General features: G+C 64.2%; 19 protein-coding genes. 6 read left to right on the forward strand and 13 right to left on the reverse strand.

The window, feature by feature from the left end; translation table 11 throughout:
* Both rpsO and Q0K09_RS06655 read right to left on the reverse strand, forming a co-directional pair.
* The coding region (gene rpsO / locus Q0K09_RS06650) for a 30S ribosomal protein S15 (protein WP_294474522.1) at window positions 1–257 on the reverse strand (257 nt) is incomplete at its 3' end.
* Window positions 258–479: 222 nt separating this feature from the next.
* Window positions 480–794 carry a hypothetical protein gene (locus tag Q0K09_RS06655; RefSeq protein ID WP_294474525.1) on the reverse strand — a complete coding sequence of 105 codons (315 nt, stop codon included), beginning with the start codon at window positions 792–794 and terminating at the stop codon, window positions 480–482.
* 271 nt (window positions 795–1,065) lie between these two features.
* Between Q0K09_RS06655 and proS the strand changes: the two genes are divergently transcribed.
* Complete coding sequence (gene proS / locus Q0K09_RS06660) at window positions 1,066–2,505, forward strand: proline--tRNA ligase (protein ID WP_294474528.1); 1,440 nt, start codon at window positions 1,066–1,068, stop codon at window positions 2,503–2,505.
* Window positions 2,506–2,609: 104 nt separating this feature from the next.
* Here proS and Q0K09_RS06665 read toward each other — a convergent pair whose 3' ends face one another.
* From Q0K09_RS06665 to Q0K09_RS06680, 4 genes are all read right to left on the reverse strand, one after another.
* Entirely contained in the window at window positions 2,610–3,590 is a 981-nt protein-coding gene (locus Q0K09_RS06665; RefSeq protein ID WP_294474530.1) for a DUF975 family protein, read from the reverse strand.
* A gap of 3 nt (window positions 3,591–3,593) precedes the next feature.
* Window positions 3,594–4,103, reverse strand: a complete 510-nt coding sequence (locus Q0K09_RS06670; RefSeq protein WP_294474533.1) for a hypothetical protein — start codon at window positions 4,101–4,103, stop codon at window positions 3,594–3,596.
* A gap of 147 nt (window positions 4,104–4,250) precedes the next feature.
* Window positions 4,251–5,156: a DUF4367 domain-containing protein gene (locus Q0K09_RS06675; RefSeq protein WP_294474537.1), complete on the reverse strand. Its 906-nt coding sequence runs from the start codon at window positions 5,154–5,156 to the stop codon at window positions 4,251–4,253.
* Window positions 5,157–5,225: 69 nt separating this feature from the next.
* Window positions 5,226–5,750, reverse strand: coding sequence for a sigma-70 family RNA polymerase sigma factor (locus tag Q0K09_RS06680; protein WP_294474543.1), 525 nt, complete (start codon window positions 5,748–5,750; stop codon window positions 5,226–5,228).
* Window positions 5,751–6,045: 295 nt separating this feature from the next.
* Between Q0K09_RS06680 and pyk the strand changes: the two genes are divergently transcribed.
* The 4 genes from pyk to Q0K09_RS06700 all read left to right on the forward strand — a co-directional run bounded on the left by pyk (window position 6,046) and on the right by Q0K09_RS06700 (window position 12,129).
* Window positions 6,046–7,464: a pyruvate kinase gene (gene pyk, locus Q0K09_RS06685; RefSeq protein WP_294474546.1), complete on the forward strand. Its 1,419-nt coding sequence runs from the start codon at window positions 6,046–6,048 to the stop codon at window positions 7,462–7,464.
* Between the two features lie 147 nt (window positions 7,465–7,611).
* Window positions 7,612–9,639 (forward strand): LTA synthase family protein, encoded by a 2,028-nt coding sequence (locus Q0K09_RS06690; protein ID WP_294474551.1) that lies wholly within the window; start codon window positions 7,612–7,614, stop codon window positions 9,637–9,639.
* Window positions 9,636–9,950 carry a hypothetical protein gene (locus tag Q0K09_RS06695; RefSeq protein ID WP_294474554.1) on the forward strand — a complete coding sequence of 105 codons (315 nt, stop codon included), beginning with the start codon at window positions 9,636–9,638 and terminating at the stop codon, window positions 9,948–9,950. The genes Q0K09_RS06690 and Q0K09_RS06695 overlap by 4 nt, the downstream gene beginning before the upstream one ends.
* A 115-nt stretch (window positions 9,951–10,065) precedes the next feature.
* The gene (locus Q0K09_RS06700) at window positions 10,066–12,129 is read left to right on the forward strand and encodes a serine hydrolase domain-containing protein (protein ID WP_294474556.1); all 2,064 of its coding nucleotides are present in this window, start codon (window positions 10,066–10,068) and stop codon (window positions 12,127–12,129) included.
* A gap of 171 nt (window positions 12,130–12,300) precedes the next feature.
* Here the strand turns inward: Q0K09_RS06700 and dapB are convergent, their stop codons facing one another.
* From dapB to Q0K09_RS06735, 7 genes are all read right to left on the reverse strand, one after another.
* Entirely contained in the window at window positions 12,301–13,077 is a 777-nt protein-coding gene (gene dapB / locus Q0K09_RS06705) for a 4-hydroxy-tetrahydrodipicolinate reductase (RefSeq protein ID WP_294474559.1), read from the reverse strand.
* A 276-nt stretch (window positions 13,078–13,353) separates the two neighbouring features.
* Window positions 13,354–13,788, reverse strand: a complete 435-nt coding sequence (locus Q0K09_RS06710; protein ID WP_294474564.1) for an ACT domain-containing protein — start codon at window positions 13,786–13,788, stop codon at window positions 13,354–13,356.
* Window positions 13,789–13,802: 14 nt separating this feature from the next.
* On the reverse strand, window positions 13,803–15,104 hold the full coding sequence (locus Q0K09_RS06715; RefSeq protein WP_294474566.1) for a phenylacetate--CoA ligase: 1,302 nt from the start codon (window positions 15,102–15,104) through the stop codon (window positions 13,803–13,805).
* 34 nt (window positions 15,105–15,138) lie between these two features.
* Window positions 15,139–15,558, reverse strand: coding sequence for a hypothetical protein (locus tag Q0K09_RS06720; protein WP_294474568.1), 420 nt, complete (start codon window positions 15,556–15,558; stop codon window positions 15,139–15,141).
* Between the two features lie 72 nt (window positions 15,559–15,630).
* Window positions 15,631–16,203 carry an indolepyruvate oxidoreductase subunit beta gene (locus Q0K09_RS06725; RefSeq protein ID WP_294474570.1) on the reverse strand — a complete coding sequence of 191 codons (573 nt, stop codon included), beginning with the start codon at window positions 16,201–16,203 and terminating at the stop codon, window positions 15,631–15,633.
* Window positions 16,204–16,206: 3 nt separating this feature from the next.
* A complete protein-coding gene (iorA, locus tag Q0K09_RS06730; protein WP_294474573.1) occupies window positions 16,207–17,952 on the reverse strand; it encodes an indolepyruvate ferredoxin oxidoreductase subunit alpha in 1,746 nt (581 codons plus the stop codon).
* A 6-nt stretch (window positions 17,953–17,958) separates the two neighbouring features.
* The gene (locus Q0K09_RS06735; RefSeq protein ID WP_294474576.1) at window positions 17,959–18,303 is read right to left on the reverse strand and encodes a YerC/YecD family TrpR-related protein; all 345 of its coding nucleotides are present in this window, start codon (window positions 18,301–18,303) and stop codon (window positions 17,959–17,961) included.
* A 1,057-nt stretch (window positions 18,304–19,360) separates the two neighbouring features.
* On the opposite strand from Q0K09_RS06735, the gene Q0K09_RS06740 reads away from it, so the two are divergent.
* A complete protein-coding gene (locus Q0K09_RS06740) occupies window positions 19,361–19,750 on the forward strand; it encodes a hypothetical protein (protein ID WP_294474580.1) in 390 nt (129 codons plus the stop codon).
* Window positions 19,751–19,990 lie beyond the last annotated feature (240 nt).

A 19,990-nucleotide genomic window follows, 5' to 3' on the forward strand; every position in this document is an offset into this window, starting at 1 on the left:
ATGCCCAGCTTGGCGATGATGGCGCGGTAGCGCTCCACGTCCTTCTTGGCCAGGTAGTCCAGCATCTTGCGGCGCTTGCCGACCATCTTCAGCAGGCCCCGGCGGCTGTGGTTGTCGTGCTTGTGAATCTTCAGGTGCTCGGTGAGCTCCTGGATGCGGGCGGTGAGGATGGCAATCTGGACCTCCGGGGAGCCGGTGTCCGTGGGGTGGGTGCGGTTGGCCTCGATGACGGCTGTCTTTTCGTCCTTGCGAATCATGGAAGTTCCACCTTTCTTGTGTTTCTTACCCCTAGGGCTGCGTAACGGGCGGGTGAAGCCCCCGCGTGGGAGCGGGCTGTGTCCCGAAACGAGGCGCCCGGGCAAATTCCGCGGCACTCGCGCGCCTTAGTAGATTATCATATTCTGCACATAAAGTAAAGGAAAAAATCCAATCCCGCGTCAAAATTTACGCAGACGCCCACTTGCGGCTCCGCAGCGGGCTCAGAGCAGGAGGAAGCTGGCGGCCGCCGCCAGGGACAGGGCCACCACAGCCAGGCTGGCGCACAGGTCCAGGGCCAGGGCCAGGCGGCGGGCACGGCGGTGCGCGGCGCGGCCCCGGCGCGGGGACCGGGGAGCCTCTCCCGGCTTCAGGAGCCGCAGGGCGGGACGGGCCTCCTCCCAGGGCTCCGGGCCCGCCGGGACGGAGAGGGTCCAGTCCCCCGACACCGCCCCAAGGCCCTGCCGGTAGGCCTCCAGGTCCACCAGATTCCCCTGGCGGCGGATAAAACGGCTGGTGTTGTAATAGATCGTCTGCATCCCCTGATCCCTCCCAGGTGCTTTTCTGTCTCATGGGCGGCCCATGCCAAACCCCATGTTTCTGGCTTCTGTGCGCCCTTCTCTGTATATGGATAGACGTGTGGAGGCCGGTAAATGTTGCATCAAACATTTGTTCGATATCATCATACAACACAGGTCCGATTGCTGTCAAGGGGGAATTGAGGCCGTGGAACATCCCCCTTGACTTTTGTTGTCAATTTACATACAATGGACCCCAGAAGGAAATCACAAGCAAAGGATGGAAGCAACTATGGCACAGGACAAGAAGCAGGTGGAGCAGATCACCGATATGGAGGTGGACTTTGCCAAGTGGTACACCGACGTGTGCAAAAAGGCCGAGCTCATCGACTACTCCAGCATCAAGGGCATGTTCATCTACCGTCCCTATGGCTACGCCATCTGGGAGAACATCCAGCGCCTCATGGACGCTGAGTTCAAGGAGACCGGCCACGAGAACGTCTACCTCCCCATGCTCATCCCCGAGAGCCTCCTCCAGAAGGAAAAGGACCATGTGGAGGGCTTTGCCCCCGAGTGCGCCTGGGTCACCTACGGCGGCAGCGAGAAGCTGGAGGAGCGCTACTGCATCCGTCCCACCTCCGAGACCCTGTTCTGTGAGCACTACAAGAACATCATTCACTCCCACCGGGACCTGCCCAAGCTCTACAATCAGTGGTGCTCGGTGCTCCGCTGGGAGAAGACCTCCCGCCCCTTCCTGCGCCACCGGGAGTTCCTCTGGCAGGAGGGCCACACCATGCACGCCACCGAGGCCGAGGCCCGGGAGGAGACGGAGCGGATGCTGAACATCTACGCCGGCTTCATGGAGCACGTCCTGGCCATGCCGGTGGTGAAGGGCCGGAAGACGGAAAAGGAGAAGTTCAACGGCGCCGTGGAGACCTACACCGTGGAGTGCATGATGCACGACAAGAAGGCCCTCCAGGGGGGCACCTCCCACTACTTCGGGGACGGCTTCGCCCGGGCCTTTGATATCACTTTCACCGGCAGCGACAACCAGCTCCACTACCCCCATCAGACCTCCTGGGGGGTCTCCACCCGGATGATCGGCGGCATCATCATGACCCACGGGGACAACAGCGGCCTGGTGCTGCCCCCCCGGGTGGCCCCGGTGCAGATCATCATCATCCCCGTGGCCCAGCACAAGCCCGGCGTTATCGAGGCCAACCAGGCCGTCATGGCCCGGCTGGAGCGGGCCGGCTTCCGGGTGAGGATGGACGCCTCCGACCAGTCCCCCGGCTGGAAGTTCGCCGAGTATGAGATGAAGGGGGTGCCCCTCCGGCTGGAGCTGGGCCCCAAGGACATGGAGAAGAACCAGTGCGTCCTGGTGCGCCGGGACAGCGGGGAGAAGTCCTTTGTCTCCCTGGAGGGCATCGAGGAGACCGCCGCCCGGATGCTGGACGCCATCCACGACGGTCTCTACGCCCGGGCCAAGCGCAACCTGGAGGAGAACACCTACGCCTGCGCCAGCCTGGAGGAGGTCAAGGAGAAGATGCGGGATCAGGGTGGCTTCGCCAAGACCATGTGGTGCGGGGACGAAGCCTGCGAGCTGCGCATGAAGGAGGAGGCGGGGGTCACCTCCCGGTGCATCCCCTTCGCCCAGGAGCACCTGGGGGACGCCTGCGCCATCTGCGGCAAGCCCGCCAAGCATATGATCTACTGGGGCGTGGCCTACTAACCTGCGGCTTTCTCCGCAGAAAACACCACCGGCAAAAAACCGCCGCACGTCTGAGCAGCTCAGGCGCGCGGCGGCTGGCTTTTCGGGGCTGAGCCGGTGGAACCCTAGCCCTCGGGGGTCTGGAGCCCGGGGATGGGAAGGGTCCCCGGGGCGGCGGGGGCGTCCTGGAACGGGGCGGCCGTGGGATAGCCGTATCCGGCGGCGCAGTCGTAGAAGCCCGCGTGGGCCGTATGGATATAGGGGGCGAGCCAGAGGGTCAGGGGGAGGGTGCACAGGGACCCCAGGGCCAGGGCGGCCAGGGCCGCCAGAAGGAAGACCAGCCACATGGCCCCGTGGGAATGGCTCCAGCCCATGGAGACCGCCAGCTGGAAGGCCGCGCCAAACACCGCCGCCGCCGCCGCCAGCGCAATGACGGCCCGGAGGAGATGCCAGCCCAGGAAGGAGCATTCCAGCACCACCAGGGACCAGCGGCGGCCCTGCATGAGCCGCTTGCTGGCATGGAGGCAGCTTACGGCGCTCCAGTCCGGGTGGTCCAGCAGGAGGTGATAGGCCAGGGCGTACCGCAGGAGGCGGTTGAGCAGGAGGACCAGACCGCCCGCGGCGCCCAGGACCAGGAGGAGGAAGAGCGCCGCCTGGCTCCGCAGCAGGAGGCCCGCCGCCAGGGCCGGCAGGCAGAGCGCCATACCGGCCAGGCACCAGAGGACGGTGAGGGCCAGGGTGAGCAGGAAGAGGGGGACGACCCGCCCGGCCAGGGCCAGGCCCTGGAAGAGGTCCGGGAAATCGGCCCTCCGGCCCCGCCAGAGGTTCATGGCGTAGTAGGTATATCCCGTGGCCAGCACCGCCGCCAGCAGGCCCACCAGGACGCCGCAGCCGCCGGCCGCCAGGGCTGCGAGCACGGCGGCCTCCCGGGGGCTGGAGGCCAGGCCGGAAATCAGGGTCTCGGACAGGCTGGCGGCATAGGACAACCCCGCGCCGGGCAGGGTGGTGAGCAGGGTGTAGACCAGGGTGACCGTCCAGGGCCGGGGCCGGCCCCGCCGGATGGCCGCCCGGGCCAAGCCCTTGACGCGAACGCGGTCATAGTTCATGGTTTAGACGCCTCCTTCTGATTCCGGTGTGGATGCTTCCTTGGGGGGAAAGTAGTCCCGGCGGGAGCTCAGCCGCCAGCAGAAGATATACAGAGCAGCGCCGTAGAAGAGGACGGGGACCCCGTACATATTGGAATAGACCCCCATGCCCTCAAGCCGGCCCAGCAAAAACAGGGTGAGGACGCCCAGCGCCGCCGAGCCTGCCCAGCCCAGGGAGCGGCCCTTTCGGACCGGGGGCGCCGGAGGGCGGGGGCCCAGCATGGGCTTTTCCAGGAGGAAGAACAGCAGAACGAAAAGACAGGCGGCGGCGCCCGACGTCAAAACCATCATCCGGCCCAGCCAGAAAAACTCGACGCTCCTCACATAGTCGTCAGAGATGGCCTGCATCTCCACCAGGGCGGCCCGCACAAAATCCAGCCGCCACAGCAGCAGCCAGCACGCCACCGCCAGCAGGAAGAGGACGCCGCAGACCACACAGTAGCGGATCACTCTGGTTCGTTTTTCCTTACACATTGCCGACCTCCTTATGAACGGCACACATGAATCGGTCCGGTCGGGAAAACCTTGCCGCACATGGCCGTATGTTTTCCAGCCAGCCCAGCTCTTGCGTGGATTTGCGCCAACTGAATTTGCAACCAATGGATTCCAAAATCCATCCTGTCACGCCGCTCGATTCCCTCCAATCGAGTCAATCACTGCTTTCATTTCATCTATGGTCAATGCCCCGCTGATCAACACCATAAATTTTCCATCAAAACAGGTCGCGGTGAGTGCGTCTATATTGGAAAAAATATAGAACCGATTGCCATTATGGGCATACTCCTCTACAGGGCTGTCATCCTTTTCAAATACCCCTGTTGAATTGGAAGGCACATAAAAATAAATAATCTGAACGTAATATGCTCTTTCATTTCCAACAAAAGTCATGTTTACCGTTTTACTCGTCTGATTGTTTGTCATTCGAGGCTCCAGCGCCGCAAATCCGTCGGGCTGCCAGGTGGGGAACAGATCCTCCTCCGCGCCCCATTCACACAGAACGGACTGGATTTGTTCATAATACCCGGCGTCCACTTCGCGCGCGGACGCCTCGCTGGAACCGGCGGCGGCAAAATGGAAGGTCTCGTCCGTCCAGCGGCCCAGGGCTCCGAACACATCGGCGCCCGCCGCCTGCGCCGCGACCATCCCGCAGAGCAGAGCCGCCATTGCGGCGGCGGCCACAAGTCCGCCGCGCCAGATCCGGCGCGGCCGGCGCCGCCAGACGGGCCCCCCAACTTTCTCAGCGGGGGCGCGGCCGGCGCTTTCCCGGTCCGCCCCGCAGGGATAGAGGGCCTGGCCGCCGCCTTCCGGGATGTTGTAGTACCTCTGAAACTCCTCCCAGGCCGCAGGCACATCGGCCAGACGGCCTGTGGGCGACGCACGTTCTCTCTGTTCCATCACCTCCAGGATATGCGAAATCACCCCTTCTGTACCAGAATCAGGGGACGCCGCATCGGCGCGCAGCAGCTCCTCCAGCTGCTCCGTGCTCCACTGGTCCAGAGCGGCGTACTTGTTCTGTTCACCGGCCATGCTTTCTCCCCCCCATATATAATATATGACCGCAAAACGCAATTCCTGACAAAAACCCCAAAAAATTTTTTATTTTCTTTTTCTCCGCTCCGGGAAGGCCTGGTAGAGCTTTTCCCGGATGCGCTGTAAGCGCTTTTGACTTGCGTAGACGGAGAGGTTCCGCTCCTTCGCCACCTGAAGGTGGGTGGCCCCCTCCCATACGATGCGCCTGAGTATGTATTGCTCCTCCTCCGTCAAATGCTCCCGGACGGCGGTCCACACGCTTTTCCCATCCTCCTCCACGCCGGCCAGGGCGTCGTCCGGGGACGCGGCTTGCGGGTGGAGCTCGGAGTCCAGAGACAGAAACCGGGCCAGATGCTTCTGCCGGTTCCGCTCATACTCCAGCAGCTTGTTTTTCAGGGTCTTCATGAGCCATCCGCCCGGATTCTCATGGGCCATCAAAACTTCGATGTGGAGAACCGCCTCGTGAAAGACGTCCTGAACCAGCTCCCGGGCCCTGTCCGGGTCCCGCAAGGAAGCCCTTGCGTAAATCAAAAGTTTGTTGAACTGCTCAACATAGACCGCCTCGAGAAAGGCGTCCTGCTCAGGCCGCAAGGTCCCGCACCTCCCATATACGCCGCCCGCCCAAGCCGGGCAAAGGACAGCCGCCAAACAGCCGCCGGTCAGAGGTCCCATCGTTTGGCCTTTTTTCCCATTTTACACGATTCGGCGGCAGATTGCAAATGGATTCGGGCCCGGGGCCCGCTCCCGAAGCCGTACGCCGGCGGAGGAAAAGAATAATTTGCAAAATTTCAAAAAATTTTACTTTGAAAACAGCGGAACTTGTAGTATGATAAGCCTATAGACTTTCATTTGGAAGAAAACAAGATACCGATGAGGAGGTTTTTTCATGCGGAACACGAAGATCATCTGCACCCTGGGCCCCGCCGTGGACAACGAGGAGACCCTGCGGGAGCTGATTCTGGCGGGGATGAACTGCGCCCGGTTCAACTTTTCCCACGGCGCCCACGAAAGCCATCTGGCCACCCTGGTGCGGCTCCGGCGGGTCCGGGACGAGCTGGGGGTCCCGGTGGCCACCATGCTGGACACCAAGGGCCCGGAGATCCGGATCAAGAGCTTCGCCGGCGGCCCGGTGACCCTGGTGAAGGACCAGGAGTTCGTCCTCACCACCGAGGACGCGCCCGGAGACGAGCATCAGGTCTCTGTGACCTATGAAAACCTCCACAACGAGCTGACCCCCGGCTGCCGGGTCCTGGTGGACGACGGCCTGATAGAGCTCAAGGTACAGAAGATCGAGGGGCGGCGCATCCACTGCACCGTGGACGACGGCGGCGTCCTCTCCAACAACAAGAGCATCAACATCCCCGGCGTGCCCATCCAGCTCCCCTCCCTCACCGGGAAGGACCGGGAGGACCTGAAGTTCGCCGCCGAACAGGACTACGACTTCATCGCCGCCTCCTTCGTGCGGAAGGCCAGCGACGTGGAGGACATCCGGGCCTGTCTCCACCAGTACGGCGGGGACAGCATCCGCATCATCGCCAAGATCGAAAACCGGGAGGGCGTGGACAACCTGGACGCCATCATCGCCGCCTCCGACGGCATCATGGTGGCCCGGGGGGACCTGGGGGTGGAGATTCCCGCCCATGAGGTGCCCATCCTCCAGAAGAAGATGATCAAGGCCACCATCCGCCAGGGCAAGCCGGTGATCACCGCCACCCAGATGCTGGACTCTATGATCCGCAACCCCCGGCCCACCCGGGCGGAGGTCTCCGACGTGGCCAACGCCGTCTTTGACGGCACCTCCTGCGTCATGCTCTCCGGGGAGACGGCCTCCGGAAAGTACCCCATCGAGGCCCTGAAGACCATGGTGGACACCGCCGTGGCCGCCGAGGGGGCCATCGATTACTGGGGCCGCTTCCGGGAGAACGCCCTGCTGCCCGGGGTCTCCTCCATCAGCGACGCCATCACCCACTCCTGCTGCCTCACCGCCATGGACCTGGGGGCCTCCGCCATACTGGCCGCCACCAAGTCCGGCTACACCGCCAAGGTCATCTCCCGCTTCCGCCCCGGCTGTCCCATCATCGCCGTCTGCCAGAGTGAGAAGACCCGCCGCCAGCTGGCCATCTCCTGGGGGGTCCACCCCTTCCTCACCGGGGAGGTGGACTCCACCGACCGGCTGTTCTCCATGACGGTGGACGTGGCCCGGAAGGAGGGGGCCGTCCAGCCCGGGGAGACCGTGGTCATCACTGCCGGCGTCCCCATCGGCAAGTCCGGCACCACCAACCTGATCAAGGCCCAGGTGGTGTAAGCCCGCAGCGCCGTTTTCCGCCGCCGGGGCCCCAAGAGGGCGCCGGCGGTTTTTTTCCCCTCCGGCGGGAACTCCTGCCCTTGCCTTTCCGCCCGGCACGGTGTAAAATGGACCTCGCCCACTCCCAGACAAGGAAAGAGAACGAACATGACCGGAAACCTCCCCCTTCTGCAAGCGCCTCTGGGGCCCCCAAGGCCCCGTCCCCTGACCTGGCGGCGGAGCCGGCTCCTCCCCGCCGCCGCCCTGGCCCTGGCCGTGCTGGCCGGGCTCCTCTGGTACGGCCTGGCCACCTGGAAGGCCCTGGGCTGGGCCGCCGCCTTCGGCGCCGCCCTGCCCCTGACCCTCTCCCCCTCAGCCCGGGCCGCCGCCCGGCTTCGGTGGGGGGCCTTCGCCCTGGGGCCCCTGCTGGCCTTCCTCCTGGTGGAGCAGATGAACTACAACTACAACCTCTGGGCCGAGCTCTCCGCCCTCCAGACCTGCCTGAACCTGGTGTGGTACTACATGGCCGCCGGACTGCTCTACCTCCTCACCGGGCGGGTGCGGCTCTCCGCTGGGGCGGTCACCGCCTTTTTTGTCCTGGTGGGCCTGGCCAACCGCTATGTCATCCGCTTCCGGGGCCGGACCATCTTCCCTGGGGATCTGCTGACCCTCCGCACCGCCGCCAACGTGGCGGGAAGCTACGACTACACCCCCGACCAGGTCCAGCTCCAGTGCCTGCTGGCCCTGGCCCTCTTCCTCCTGCTGCTGGGGAAGGTCCCCAAGCGCCCGGGGCGGCAGGGGCCCCGGCTCCGGGCGGCCCTCCCGGCGGGGCTGACCTGTGCCGCCTATCTGGCGGTCTTCTTCCAGACTGATTTCCTGCGCTGGGCGGGCATCGAGCCCTCCCTGTGGACAACCCGGGGCAACGGCTTCGTCCTCAACTTCACGGTCTGCCTGCGCTACAGCCGCGTGGAGGCCCCGGAGGACTACTCCCAGGAGGCCTTGAGCGCCATTGTCCTGGAGACGGAGGAGGCCGCCGGACCGCCGGCGTCCGCCGGGACCACCCCGGTGAACGTCATCGTCATCATGAACGAGTCCTTTTCTGACCTCCCGGCGGTCTTCGGCCTGGAGACCAACGAAGACCCCCTGCCCTTCTTCCACAGCCTGACGGACAATACCATCCGGGGCATCGCCTATTCCTCCATCTTCGGGGGCACCACCGCCAATTCGGAGTACGAGTTCCTCACCGGGAACACCATGGCCTTTCTGCCGGAGGACGCCGTCCCCTTCCACCTCTATGTCACCGGCGGGGCCCCCAACCTGGGGGCCCAGATGAAGGCCCTGGGCTACCGGACGGTCTTCCTCCACCCCTACCTGGCCTCCGGCTGGAACCGCAGGGCGGTCTACCGGGAGTTCGGCTTCGACGAGATCTACTTCCAGGACGCCATCGACAACCCCGCCTATATACGGGGCTACATCACGGACCAGAGCGACTACGAGACCCTGGTCCAGCTCTATGAGGAGAAGGAGCCCGGGGAGCCCCTGTTCCTCTTCAACGTCACCATGCAGAACCACAGCGCCTACAACGTCCCCTGGACGGGGCTGGAACGGACGGTCTGGCTCACCGGGGACCTCCAGGGGAGGTATTCCACCGTGGACCAGTACCTCTCCCTCCTCCGGCAGTCGGACCGCGCCCTGGAGTACCTGATTGACTACTTCTCCCAGGTGGCGGAGCCCACCCTGATCCTCCTCTTTGGGGACCACCAGCCCCAGGTGGCCACCAATTTCTACACCGAGATGCTGAGCGGGACCTTTGAGGACGTAGACGTCTCCACGGCCCAGCAGCGGCAGGAGGTCCCCTTTCTGCTCTGGGCCAACTACGACATCCCGGAGGAGGAGGGGGTGGTGACCTCCCTGAACTACCTCTCCACCCTCCTGATGGAGGCGGCGGAGCTCCCCCTGACGGGCTACCAAACCTTCCTCAGCAGCCTCCGGCAGGAGGTCCCCGCCCTCAACGCCGTGGGCTATCTGGACCGACAGGGGGTCTGGCGCCGGGACCGGGAGAGCCTGTCCGAGTCCGCCCAGACCGCCCTGGAGGCCTACGAAATGCTCCAGTACAACCAGCTCTTTGACAGCCGGGCGGACCGGCTGGAGGACTTTTTCACCCTGCCGGCGCAGACGAATGGAGGTACTTCATGAACGACGACTTTTATCTGCCGGGACTCTCCCACTTTGCCAACGACAACGGCTGGACCGGGAGCCGGGGCCTCCTGTGCTACGAGATCGAGCGGCCCCAGGAGGGACAGCTGCGGACAGTGATCTGGCAGGGCCCCTTCTCCCGCAAGTACGCCCAACTGGAGGCCGAGGCGATCTTTGAGGTCACGGAGGAGGGCCTTGCCGCCCTCCTGGCCTGGCTGCTGGAGCAGGCGGAGGCCATGAACGCCAGCCCCCCCAGGACCCCGGAGGAATGCCGGGCGTACTATGAAACAATTTCCCACGGCGGGGATTGACAGGGGGGAGCCGCCCTGCTAGAATGGCGTTGACGTTTTGATAAATGTCTAAATAAAAAGGCAGACCCCGCCGGCCGGCTGTCCTTCGGCGGGGTCTCCAGCAGGAGGTTTTCTGATGAAGCCCAAACGCATGTGCGCCGCCGCCCTGGCGGGGCTCATCCTGGTCCCCGTCCTGGCCCTCCCGGCCCTGGCCGCAGAGGGGCCCCAGACCCTGGAGGAAAAGGCCCTCCAGGCTATTGTTCTGGCCGCCCGGTACGGCGGGGCTGACTCGGTCCGCTACGCCCTGTGGGAGGATGGGGCCATCACCCTCCAGGGGGGCTATGGCGTCTACTCCCGCACCGAGAACCGGGCCCTCACCGAGGACATCCTCTACGGCATCGGCTCGGTGTCCAAGACCTACACCGCCGCCGCCGTCCTTCTCTTGGCGGAGGAGGGGAAGCTGGCGCTTGAGGCCCCGGTGACCGACTACCTGCCGGACTTCACCATGGCTGACGAGCGGTACCGGGACATCACCGTGCGGATGCTCCTGGACCACTCCTCCGGCCTCATGGGGGACTCCACCCGGAGCGCCTTCCTCTTTGACGACCTGGACACCGCGGCCGCCGACGGCCTCCTGGAGCGGCTGTCCACCCAGCGGCTCAAGGCCGGCCCGGGGGCCTACAGCGTCTACTGCAACGACGGCTACACCTTGGCCGGGCTGGTGGTGGAGGCGGTGAGCGGCATGGACTACATGGACTATGTCCAGGAGGCCATCCTGGAGCCGGCGGGCCTTACTGACACCTACGCCCCCGGCGGGGACTTTGACCCCAACCGCCTGGCCAGGACCTACGCCTCTGCCGAGGACAGCCGGGCCCTGCCCCAGGATACTGTGGGCATTGTGGCCACCGGCGGACTCTACGCCACCGCCGCCGATCTGGCCTCCTTCGGGGGGCTTCTGTGCGGCACGGCGCTGCTGAGCCAGGACTCCCTGGACCAGATGACCACCGACTGGGCCGCCCAGGGGATGTGGCCCGATGACAGCGCCGACGACAGCCTGGCCTACGGCCTGGGCTGGGACAACGTCCACCTCTACCCCTTCCGCCAGAGCGGCATCACCGCCCTGGTCAAGGGGGGCGACACCCTCCGCTACCACACCTCCCTGGTGGTGCTGCCGGAAGAGGAGAAGGCGGTGGCCGTCCTCTCCTCCGGGGGCTCCAGTCTCTACAACCAGCTGGCGGGGGAGCGCATCCTGATGGACGCCCTGGCGGAGGAGGGGGGCGTGGTGGACGAGAGCCTGCCCGCCCTCCCGGCCGGGGAGCCGGCGGCCATCCCCGAGGAACTGAAGGCCCACGCTGGGGCCTACGCCTCCCTGGGGCTGGTGGCTGCGGTGGCCTTCCCCGACGAGACCACGATGACCCTCACCACCGCCGCCGCCCTGGGCGGGGTGGAGCAGCGGTTTACTTACCTGGACAGCGGTATCTTTCTGGACGAGACGGGGACCTTCTACATGACCTTTGTCACTGAGGAGAACGGCCGAACCTACCTCTTCCAGAGGGGCTACGCCGCCGTGCCCGGCCTTACCGCCGCCGGCACGGCCAACTACGCCCTGGAGAAACTGGAGGCCAACACGGGCGTCTCCCAGGCCGCCCTGGACGCCTGGGCCGACCGGGGGGAAACCCTCTACCTGATCTTCAATGAGAAGTTCACCTCGCAGGTCTACCTCTCCGGGCCCTTCGCCGCCGGCCTCTATGTGCCGGAGACTCCTGGCTATGCGGCCGGGCTGGAGCGGATTGTGGACGAGGACCACGCTGTACAGTATCTGGCCCTTCCCGGCACCGGCAGCCGCAACGGGGCCGACTATACCGTCTTTCAGGCGGAGGGGGTGGAGTACCTCCAGGCCGGGGACTACCTCTGCGTGGATGCCGCCGCCGTCCCGGCCCTCTGGGGCGGGGAGGGGGCCTATACCACCGTCCAGGCCGACGGCTATGCCCGCTGGTTCCAGGTGGGGGACCTGGCCGGGGCCACCCTTTCTGTGACGCTGCCGGAGCAGGGGGGCTTCTGGGTCTACGACGCCAACGGCGTGGTCACCGCCAGCTCGGTGGCCTGGGGGGACCTCTCTGCTGTCCTGCCTGAGGGGGGCTGGGTGGTCTTCGCCGGGGCCCCCGGCGCTCGGTTCCACCTGAGCACCCAGGGGGCCTGAGCCGTTCGCTCTTCAGAAAAGACGCCCGCCGCACTGGAAACGCCAGTGCGGCGGGCGTCAGTCTATATGCGCAGGCATGACTTCCCTTTTCAGGGGTCCCGGGGCCTCCGCTCAGATGCGCCGCCAGCCAAGACGCCGCCTCCGGGCGGGAGAGCCGGGAAGCGGAGAAAATCACCCCTCCCGCTCCCGGAGCCAGGAGAGAAGGTCCTCCATGTCGTAGAGGCCGGGCCGCCGGCACTGGGCCAGGAAGCGGGCGGCCTTCAGGGCCCCGGCGGCAAAGACCTCCCGGGACTGGGCGGAGTGGCGCAGCTCCACCACCTCGTCCCGGCCGGCGAAGAGAATTTCGTGGTCCCCGGGGATGGTGCCCCCCCGGAGGGAGGCGATGCCGATCTCCCGGCGGTCCCGGGGGCGGCGGACGCTGTGACGGTCGTAGACATACTCCGGCACATAGGGCAGGACCTCCGAGATGGCGCCGGCCAGCAGGAGGGCGGTGCCGCTGGGGGCGTCCACCTTTTTGTTGTGGTGGCGCTCCACGATCTCGATGTCGAAGTCCTCTCCCAGCAGCACGGCGGCCTGCCGGGCCAGGGCCTTGAGGACGTTGATGCCCAGGGAGAAGTTGGCCGAGCGGAAGATTGGAATGGCGGTGGCGGCGGCCTCAATCTCCACCAGCTGCTCGTCGGCGTAGCCGGTGGTGGCCAGCACCGCCGGGATGTTCCGGCGGATACAGAAGGCCAGCAGGGCGGTGAGAGCGGCGGGGTGGGAGAAGTCCACCACCACGTCGGCCTCCTCCTGAAATTCGGCGGGGTTGGAGAAGACGGGGAATTCCCGGTCCGAGGGGCCCAGAATGTCAAAGCCCGCCTTGACCTGCAAATCCGGGGCGGCGGCGCAGAGCGCCTCCAGCACCCGGCCCATCCGGCCGCTGCAGCCGGAGATCACAAGGTTCAGCATGAGCGTGGTCCTCCTTTTTGATGGCCGGGGCGCTCCGTCCTCACGGGGACGGAGCGCCCCAAAACAGCGCGCCCGGGGAGACGGCGGAACAGCCGCTGCCCGGGCGCTGTCTGGGGCTCCATCCGGTTAGAAATTGCAGTTTGGGCCCGGAGCAGGATGGGCGCCTGAGAAGGCGGAGGACGCAGATGGGCTTACCGCCTGTCCAGGACGATAACGCGCTCAGACGCTCAGCCTGCACGGGAGCGAATGCAAGATCCTGACTGGATGGAGCACTGATTACAGCTGGGAAATCTCGTCCTGATCCACCACCCGGATGCCCTTGGCGGCCAGGGCGGCCACGGCGGCGGCCTCGTTCTGGACTCGGAAGATCATGTAGGCGTGGTCCACGTTTTTCCCCCCCAGGAAGGCGTACATATACTCCACATTGACCTGGGCGCCGGCCAGGACCCGGAGGACCTGGTCCAGCCCCCCGGGCTCGTCGGGGATGACCACCCCCAGCACCGGGGTGAGGCTGTGGATGAATCCGGCGTCCTTGAGGACGGTGGCCGTGGCGTACACGTCGTCCACGATCATGCGGACGATGCCGAAGTCCTTGGTCTCGGCGATGGACAGGGCCCGCATGTCGATGTGGTTCTGGGCCAGCACGCCGGTCATGGTCAGAAGGGTGCCGGGCTTGTTCTCCAGGAATACGGAAATCTGCTTCAAACTCATGGCTGACTCCTCCCTTATATCTTGCGCCGGTCGATGACCCGGACGGCCTTGCCCTCGCTGCGGACGATGGACTTGGGGGCCACCAGGGTGACCTTGGCGGCCAGACCCAGCATGGAGCGCAGGCCGTCCACCAGCTCCTGCTGGCGGCGCTCCACCTCGCCCAGGTTGTCGGTGAACATCTCCGGGGTCATCTCCACCTGGACGTCCAGGGTGTCGGTGGACTTCACCCGGTCCACAATGATCTGGTAGTTGGCGGGATAGCCGTGGTTGAGGAGCACCGTCTCAATCTGGGAGGGGAAGACGTTGACCCCCCGGATGATGAGCATATCGTCGGTGCGGCCTCTGGGCTTGCTCATCTTCACATGGGTGCGCCCGCAGGGGCAGGGGGCGTGGCTGAGGACGCAGATGTCCCGGGTGCGGTAGCGCAGGAGGGGGAAGGCCTCCTTGGTGATGGAGGTGAAGACCAGTTCCCCCTCGCTGCCCTCCGGGAGGACCTCCCCGGTGTCTGGGTCGATGATCTCGGCGATGAAGTGGTCCTCGTTGATATGCATCCCCGTCTGGGCGGAGCACTCGAAGGAGACGCCGGGGCCGGAGAGCTCAGTGAGGCCGTAGATGTCGTAGGCCTTGATGCCCAGGGTCCTCTGAATGTCCTGGCGCATCTCCTCGCTCCAGGCCTCGGCCCCGAAGATGCCCGCCTTCAGGGGAATCTGGTCGGGGGTAAGGCCCATTTCCCGCATGGTCTCGCCGATGTAGGCGGCGTAGGAGGGGGTGCAGCAGAGGATGGTTGCAGACAGGTCCATGATGAACATGATCTGCCGCTCGGTGTTGCCCGAGGAGGTGGGGATGGTGAGGCAGCCCACCTTGTGGCTGCCGCCGTTGAGGCCGGGGCCGCCGGTGAACAGGCCGTAGCCGTAGGACACCTGGCACACGTCCTCGTTGGTGCCGCCGGCGGCCACGATGGCCCGGGCGCAGCAGTCCTCCCACAGGTCGATGTCGTGCTGGGTGTAGAAGGCCACCACCCGCTTGCCGGTGGTGCCGGAGGTGGACTGAATGCGCACGCAGTCCTTCAGGGGCTTGGCCAGCAGGCCGTAGGGGTAGGCCTCCCGCAGGTCGGCCTTGGTGACGAAGGGCAGCTTGTGGAGGTCCTCCGTGCTCTTGATGTCCTCCGGGGCCACCCCCTTGGCCTCCATCTTCCTGCGGTAGTAGGGCACATTGTCCCAGACGTGCCTGACCTGCTTTACCAGCCGCTCATCCTGCCAGGCCTTGATCTGCTCCCGGGAGGCGGTCTCGATTTCCGGCTGATAGTATCTCTCCATGGGGATCAGTCCTTTCTGTGTCAGATATCAGACATTAGAATGCGGCCTCCCGGCGCTCGCCCCGATAGGTGATGGTTCCAGCGTCCAGACCGGCGTCGGTCTCCACCAGGACGGTCTCGCCGCCGAAGCGCATCTCCAGGGTATAGCCGGAGAGGGGGACCGGGGGCTTGGAAATGCGGCCGAGTACATAGCCGCCCTCCAGCTGGGGGAGCATGAAATAGTCCTCCGGGCCAAAATTGCTGTAGTCGGAGCCGTCGGCCAGCATATCCAGCACAATATGGGCGGTATAGGTCCCGGTGCGCTCCGTGATGTCCACGGCGTATTGCTTGGACTTGACATAGCTTTCAGGCAGGTTTTCCTCCAGATAGCGCCGGAGCTGTCCGGCCCCGTCCCCGCCGGGGGCGGCGGGCTTCGGCTCCTTTTTCCCAAACAATCCGGCAAATAAATTTTTCATGGGCGCTTCCTCTTTCCCAATTGATCGGATCCCCCGGCGCTGTCCGGCGGCGCCGGGAGGGATTCCGTCCTGTTACGCGTTCTTCCCCAGGGCAAAGGCCTTTTGGTTCAGCGCCAGGAACTTGGGGGGCACGCAGGCCTGGATGGCCTCCTGCCAGGCCTCCTCGGGGAGGTCGAAGTAGTGGGACAGACGGCCCAGGAGCACCAGGTTCACCGCCTTGGCCGACCCGGCCTCCTCGGCCAGGGCCAGGCAGTCCATGGCGTCCACCTTGGCCCCGGCCGCACGCATCTTCTCCACCAGGTTTTCGGGGTACTGGGCCGCCCCGGTGATGACGGGCATGGGGTCGATCTGCTGGACGCTGGTGACGATCTGGCCGTCGGGCTTCAGATAGCTCAGCCACCGGGCTGCCTCCAGCAGCTCGAAGGAGACGATGCAGTCGGCCTCCCCCCGGTCGATGACGGGGGAGCAGACCCGGTCTCCGTAGCGGACATAGGTGACCACGCTGCCCCCCCGCTGGGACATGCCGTGGACCTCGGAGACCTTGACGTCATAGCCCTGTTCCATCAGCAGATGGCCCAGCAGCTTGCTGGCCAGCAGGGAGCCCTGGCCCCCCACGCCCACAATCATGATATTTTTCGTTTCCATCTCTCAGCCCTCCTGTTCCGTGCTGGCAAAGGCGTCTGTGGGACACAGCTGCTCACACACGCCGCAGCCCACGCACAGGGTGTTGTCCACATGGGCCTTGCCCTCCCGCATGGAGATGGCGGGACAGCCGATCTTCATGCAGCTCTTGCAGCCGATGCACTTTGCGGTGTCCACCGCCAGGGGGGGCTTGAGCTTGACATGCTTGAGCAGGACGCAGGGCCGGCGGGAGATGATGACCGAGGGCTCGTCCGCCGCCAGCTCCTCCTTCACCGCCGTGTCACATTCTTTCAGGTCGTAGGGGTCCACCACCCGGACCCGGCGGAAGCCCATGGCGCGGCACAGGGCCTCCAGGTCGATCTTCCCGGCGGGGTCCCCCTTGATGTTGTAGCCGGTGGTGGGGTTCTGCTGGTGGCCGGTCATTCCGGTGATGGAGTTGTCCAGGATGACAACGGTGGAGTTGGACTGGTTGTAGGCGATGTTGGCCAGCCCCGTCATGCCGGAGTGCATGAAGGTGGAGTCCCCGATGACGGCCACCGTCCTGTGCTCGCTTTCGGCCCCCAGGGCCTTATTGAAGCCGTGGATGCCGCTCACCGAAGCCCCCATGCACAGGGTCATGTCCATGGCGGACAGGGGGGCCACCGCCCCCAGGGTGTAGCAGCCGATGTCCCCCATGACGGTGCACTTGTTCTTGTTCAGGGTGTAGAAGAGTCCCCGGTGGGGGCAGCCGGCGCACATCACCGGGGGCCGGGGCGGGATGGCATCCTCCAGAGTCCGGCCGCTATGTACCGGCAGGCCCAGCTTCTCGGCCACAAGATTCTGGGAGAACTCCCCGGTGAGAGGGAAGACCTCTTTGCCCAGGGGGTTCAGGCCCAGCATCCGGCAGTGCTCCTCCAGGAAGCCGTCCAGCTCCTCCACTACCACCAGCCGGTCCACCGAGGCGGCGAAGTCCCGGATGAGCTTTTCCGGCAGGGGCCAGGCCATGCCCAGCTTCAGCACCGGGAAGCGGTCCCCGCAGACCTCCTTGACGTACTGGTAGCTGGTGGAGGCGGTGAGAATGCCCATGCTGTGGTCCTCCCCGGGCTCCAGGCGGTTGATGGGGGCGGTCTCGGACCAGGCGATGAGCTTCCGGGTGCGCTCCTCCACAACCGGGTGGCGGCGGATGGCGTTGCCGGGCATCATGACATACTTGGCGATGTTCTTCTCATAGGGTTTGGGGGCGGGCTCCACCCGCTCCTGGGTGTCCACCAGGGCCTGGGAGTGGGAGACCCGGGTGCACATCTTCAGCAGCACCGGGGTGTCAAACTCCTCGGAGAGCTCATAGGCCAGCTTGGTGAAGGCCAGGGCCTCGGCGGAGTCGGAGGGCTCCAGCATGGGGACCTTGGCGGCCACGGCGTGGCGGCGGGAGTCCTGCTCATTCTGGGAGGAGTGCATCCCGGCGTCGTCGGCCACCCCCACCACCAGCCCGGCGTTGACGCCGGTGTAGGACATGGTGTAGAGGGGGTCGGCGGCCACGTTGAGGCCCACGTGCTTCATGCCGCAGAAGGACCGGCTGCCCGCCAGGCTGGCGCCGAAGGCGGTCTCCATGGCCACTTTCTCATTGGGGGCCCACTCGCAGTAGATCTCGTCGTACTTCACGGCCTCCTCGGTGATTTCGGTGCTGGGGGTGCCGGGATAGCTGGAGACCACCCTGCACCCGGCCTCATAGAGTCCCCGGGCAACGGCGGCGTTGCCCAGCATCAGTTGCTTCATGTCCAATCACTCCTTGTTCTCTTGGCTTTCCCAGCCATCGCCGGCCCGGTCCGGCCCGGCCAGGCCGGAGCGGAGGATGACCTCCCGCATGACCCCGCCGGCACCGTTGTCCAGCATGGAGCGCCGCACCCGGCTGATGGTGGCGCTGCTGGCCCCGGTCCGCTCCAGGATGTCCAGGTAGACCAGCCCCCTCTGGAGGTAGACCGCCACGTCGAAGCGCTGTTCCATGGAGCGCAGCTCCACCGGCGTGCACAGGTCCTCAAAAAAGCGGCAGCACTCCTCCACATCCTTGAGCTTTAAAATGGTCTCATACAGCGCCATACTGTGCGCTTTGCGCCCTGATTTTGCCATAGGGTCCTCCTTCTGGCCTGGGGCCACCGCGGCGGAGGGCCTCCGCTGCGCGGTTTGATGCTTTAATACTAGCACATTAAAGCGCGACAGTAAACAGAAAATTAAACTTTTTGAAGCTTTCGGGAACCGCCGGCCCCTCAGGGCCGATTTGAAGCTGGTCTACACTGTCGTTACGGACGAGGAGGATCTGGAGCACCTGATGGGGTTCAAGAAAAAATGGGGGAGGCAGTATCCCTCCTGCGTTAAGCGTTGGGAGGAAAACTGGGATATTGTTTTGACCCAGCTGGAGATCATCTTTCAGGGCCGCCGGAGCGCCTCATTTGGCTGCGCAAAATAGGATCTCCGGGCGGAGATCGCGGCGTTCACGCTGTGCGTGCATACCGCGCCCTCCGCCCAGAGTAAGGTTAGGAAGGCATTTTCAGGCGCCATAATTGCTGTGCGCATTGTAGTTCCTAGGGCTTGTTTGAAAATTGGCGATGTGTCCAGCAGGGAGGGATTTTGGGCCGCTGGCAAGCAATTTTTTCGCAGGAATCCTGGCGGATTTCAAGGAAAAATTGCGCCGTCCAGGGGGCAAAAGCCCCGCCGGTTGGGCCTGTTGACATTTTTCAAACAAGCCCTAGTACTCCACCAAGTTGGAAATTGCAGATTGGATTTCGAGCGGAATTTTCGCAGAACAAGGCAGAGGACGCAGGTGGGCTGACGCCCACCAAGGACGGTAACGAAGGGATGCGGAGATTCCGCCGGAAGACAAATGCAAGTTTCTGGATTGGTGGAGTACTAGCTACCCGTTCTTTGACAGTTTGGCTGCATTTTTACACAAAATTTTCTGGCTTGCCCAGGACCTGAATGGCATTCAAGAGGTCAGCGGTTCGATCCCGCTTATCTCCACCATAGGATGCGCTGGGTATTCCTAGATAGGTCATTTGCTGCTGCGAAATGTTAAGCTGCTTTGCAAGGATTTCCCTGTCGCCCTGTGCTTGGTTGAGCATATACACAAAATGCAGTCCTTATCCGCAATTTCTTTGACGGGTAAAGCGCAAAGTTCCTCAACGCTTATATGGAAGAGCGGAAGCCGGATGCGCCGGACAGCAGCAGTATGCCTAACTGCAGTGGCGGTTCAAGTGAAATCGGCGGTTTTGGGAGTGGTCAGGGGCGGCCTCAGTCGGGCGGCACATCGGCTCAAACAGACGGCTCAGACGCGGCCGCTCCGAAAAATACACGGTTCTTTATGTCTGCCAAGCTGGATAATACCCGTGTGAACAAGAACGTGAACGACTATCTTACCGAGGTTATTCAGCATCTGATGGCAGTGGACGGCGCGGACGTTGAGCTGACATTGGAGGTTAGCGTTAATGCACCGGGAGGGATTCCTTCTACGACTGTAAGAACGGTATCCGAGAACTGCCGTACTTTGAAGATTCAGAATTTTGGATTTGAGGATAACTAATGATTTTAGAGTGCCAGCCTGATTCTGGCTGGCACTTTTGTTTTAACTTACGGGGTGGATAATATGCCGCAGTTTATGAAAAGTAGAGCAATTTCGCTTTTAGATGGTGGAATCGAATCCTATCTCTTGGCTTTATATGGACTTTCAATTCCCACAGCTCATCGCACTAGTACTCCATCAAGTTAGAAAATAGAAATAGCGAGGAGGTGGAATAGGTGGTAAACTAAGGACGGGTGATGG

Source organism: uncultured Intestinimonas sp., assembly GCF_944387725.1.
GTDB lineage: Bacteria > Bacillota > Clostridia > Oscillospirales > Oscillospiraceae > Intestinimonas.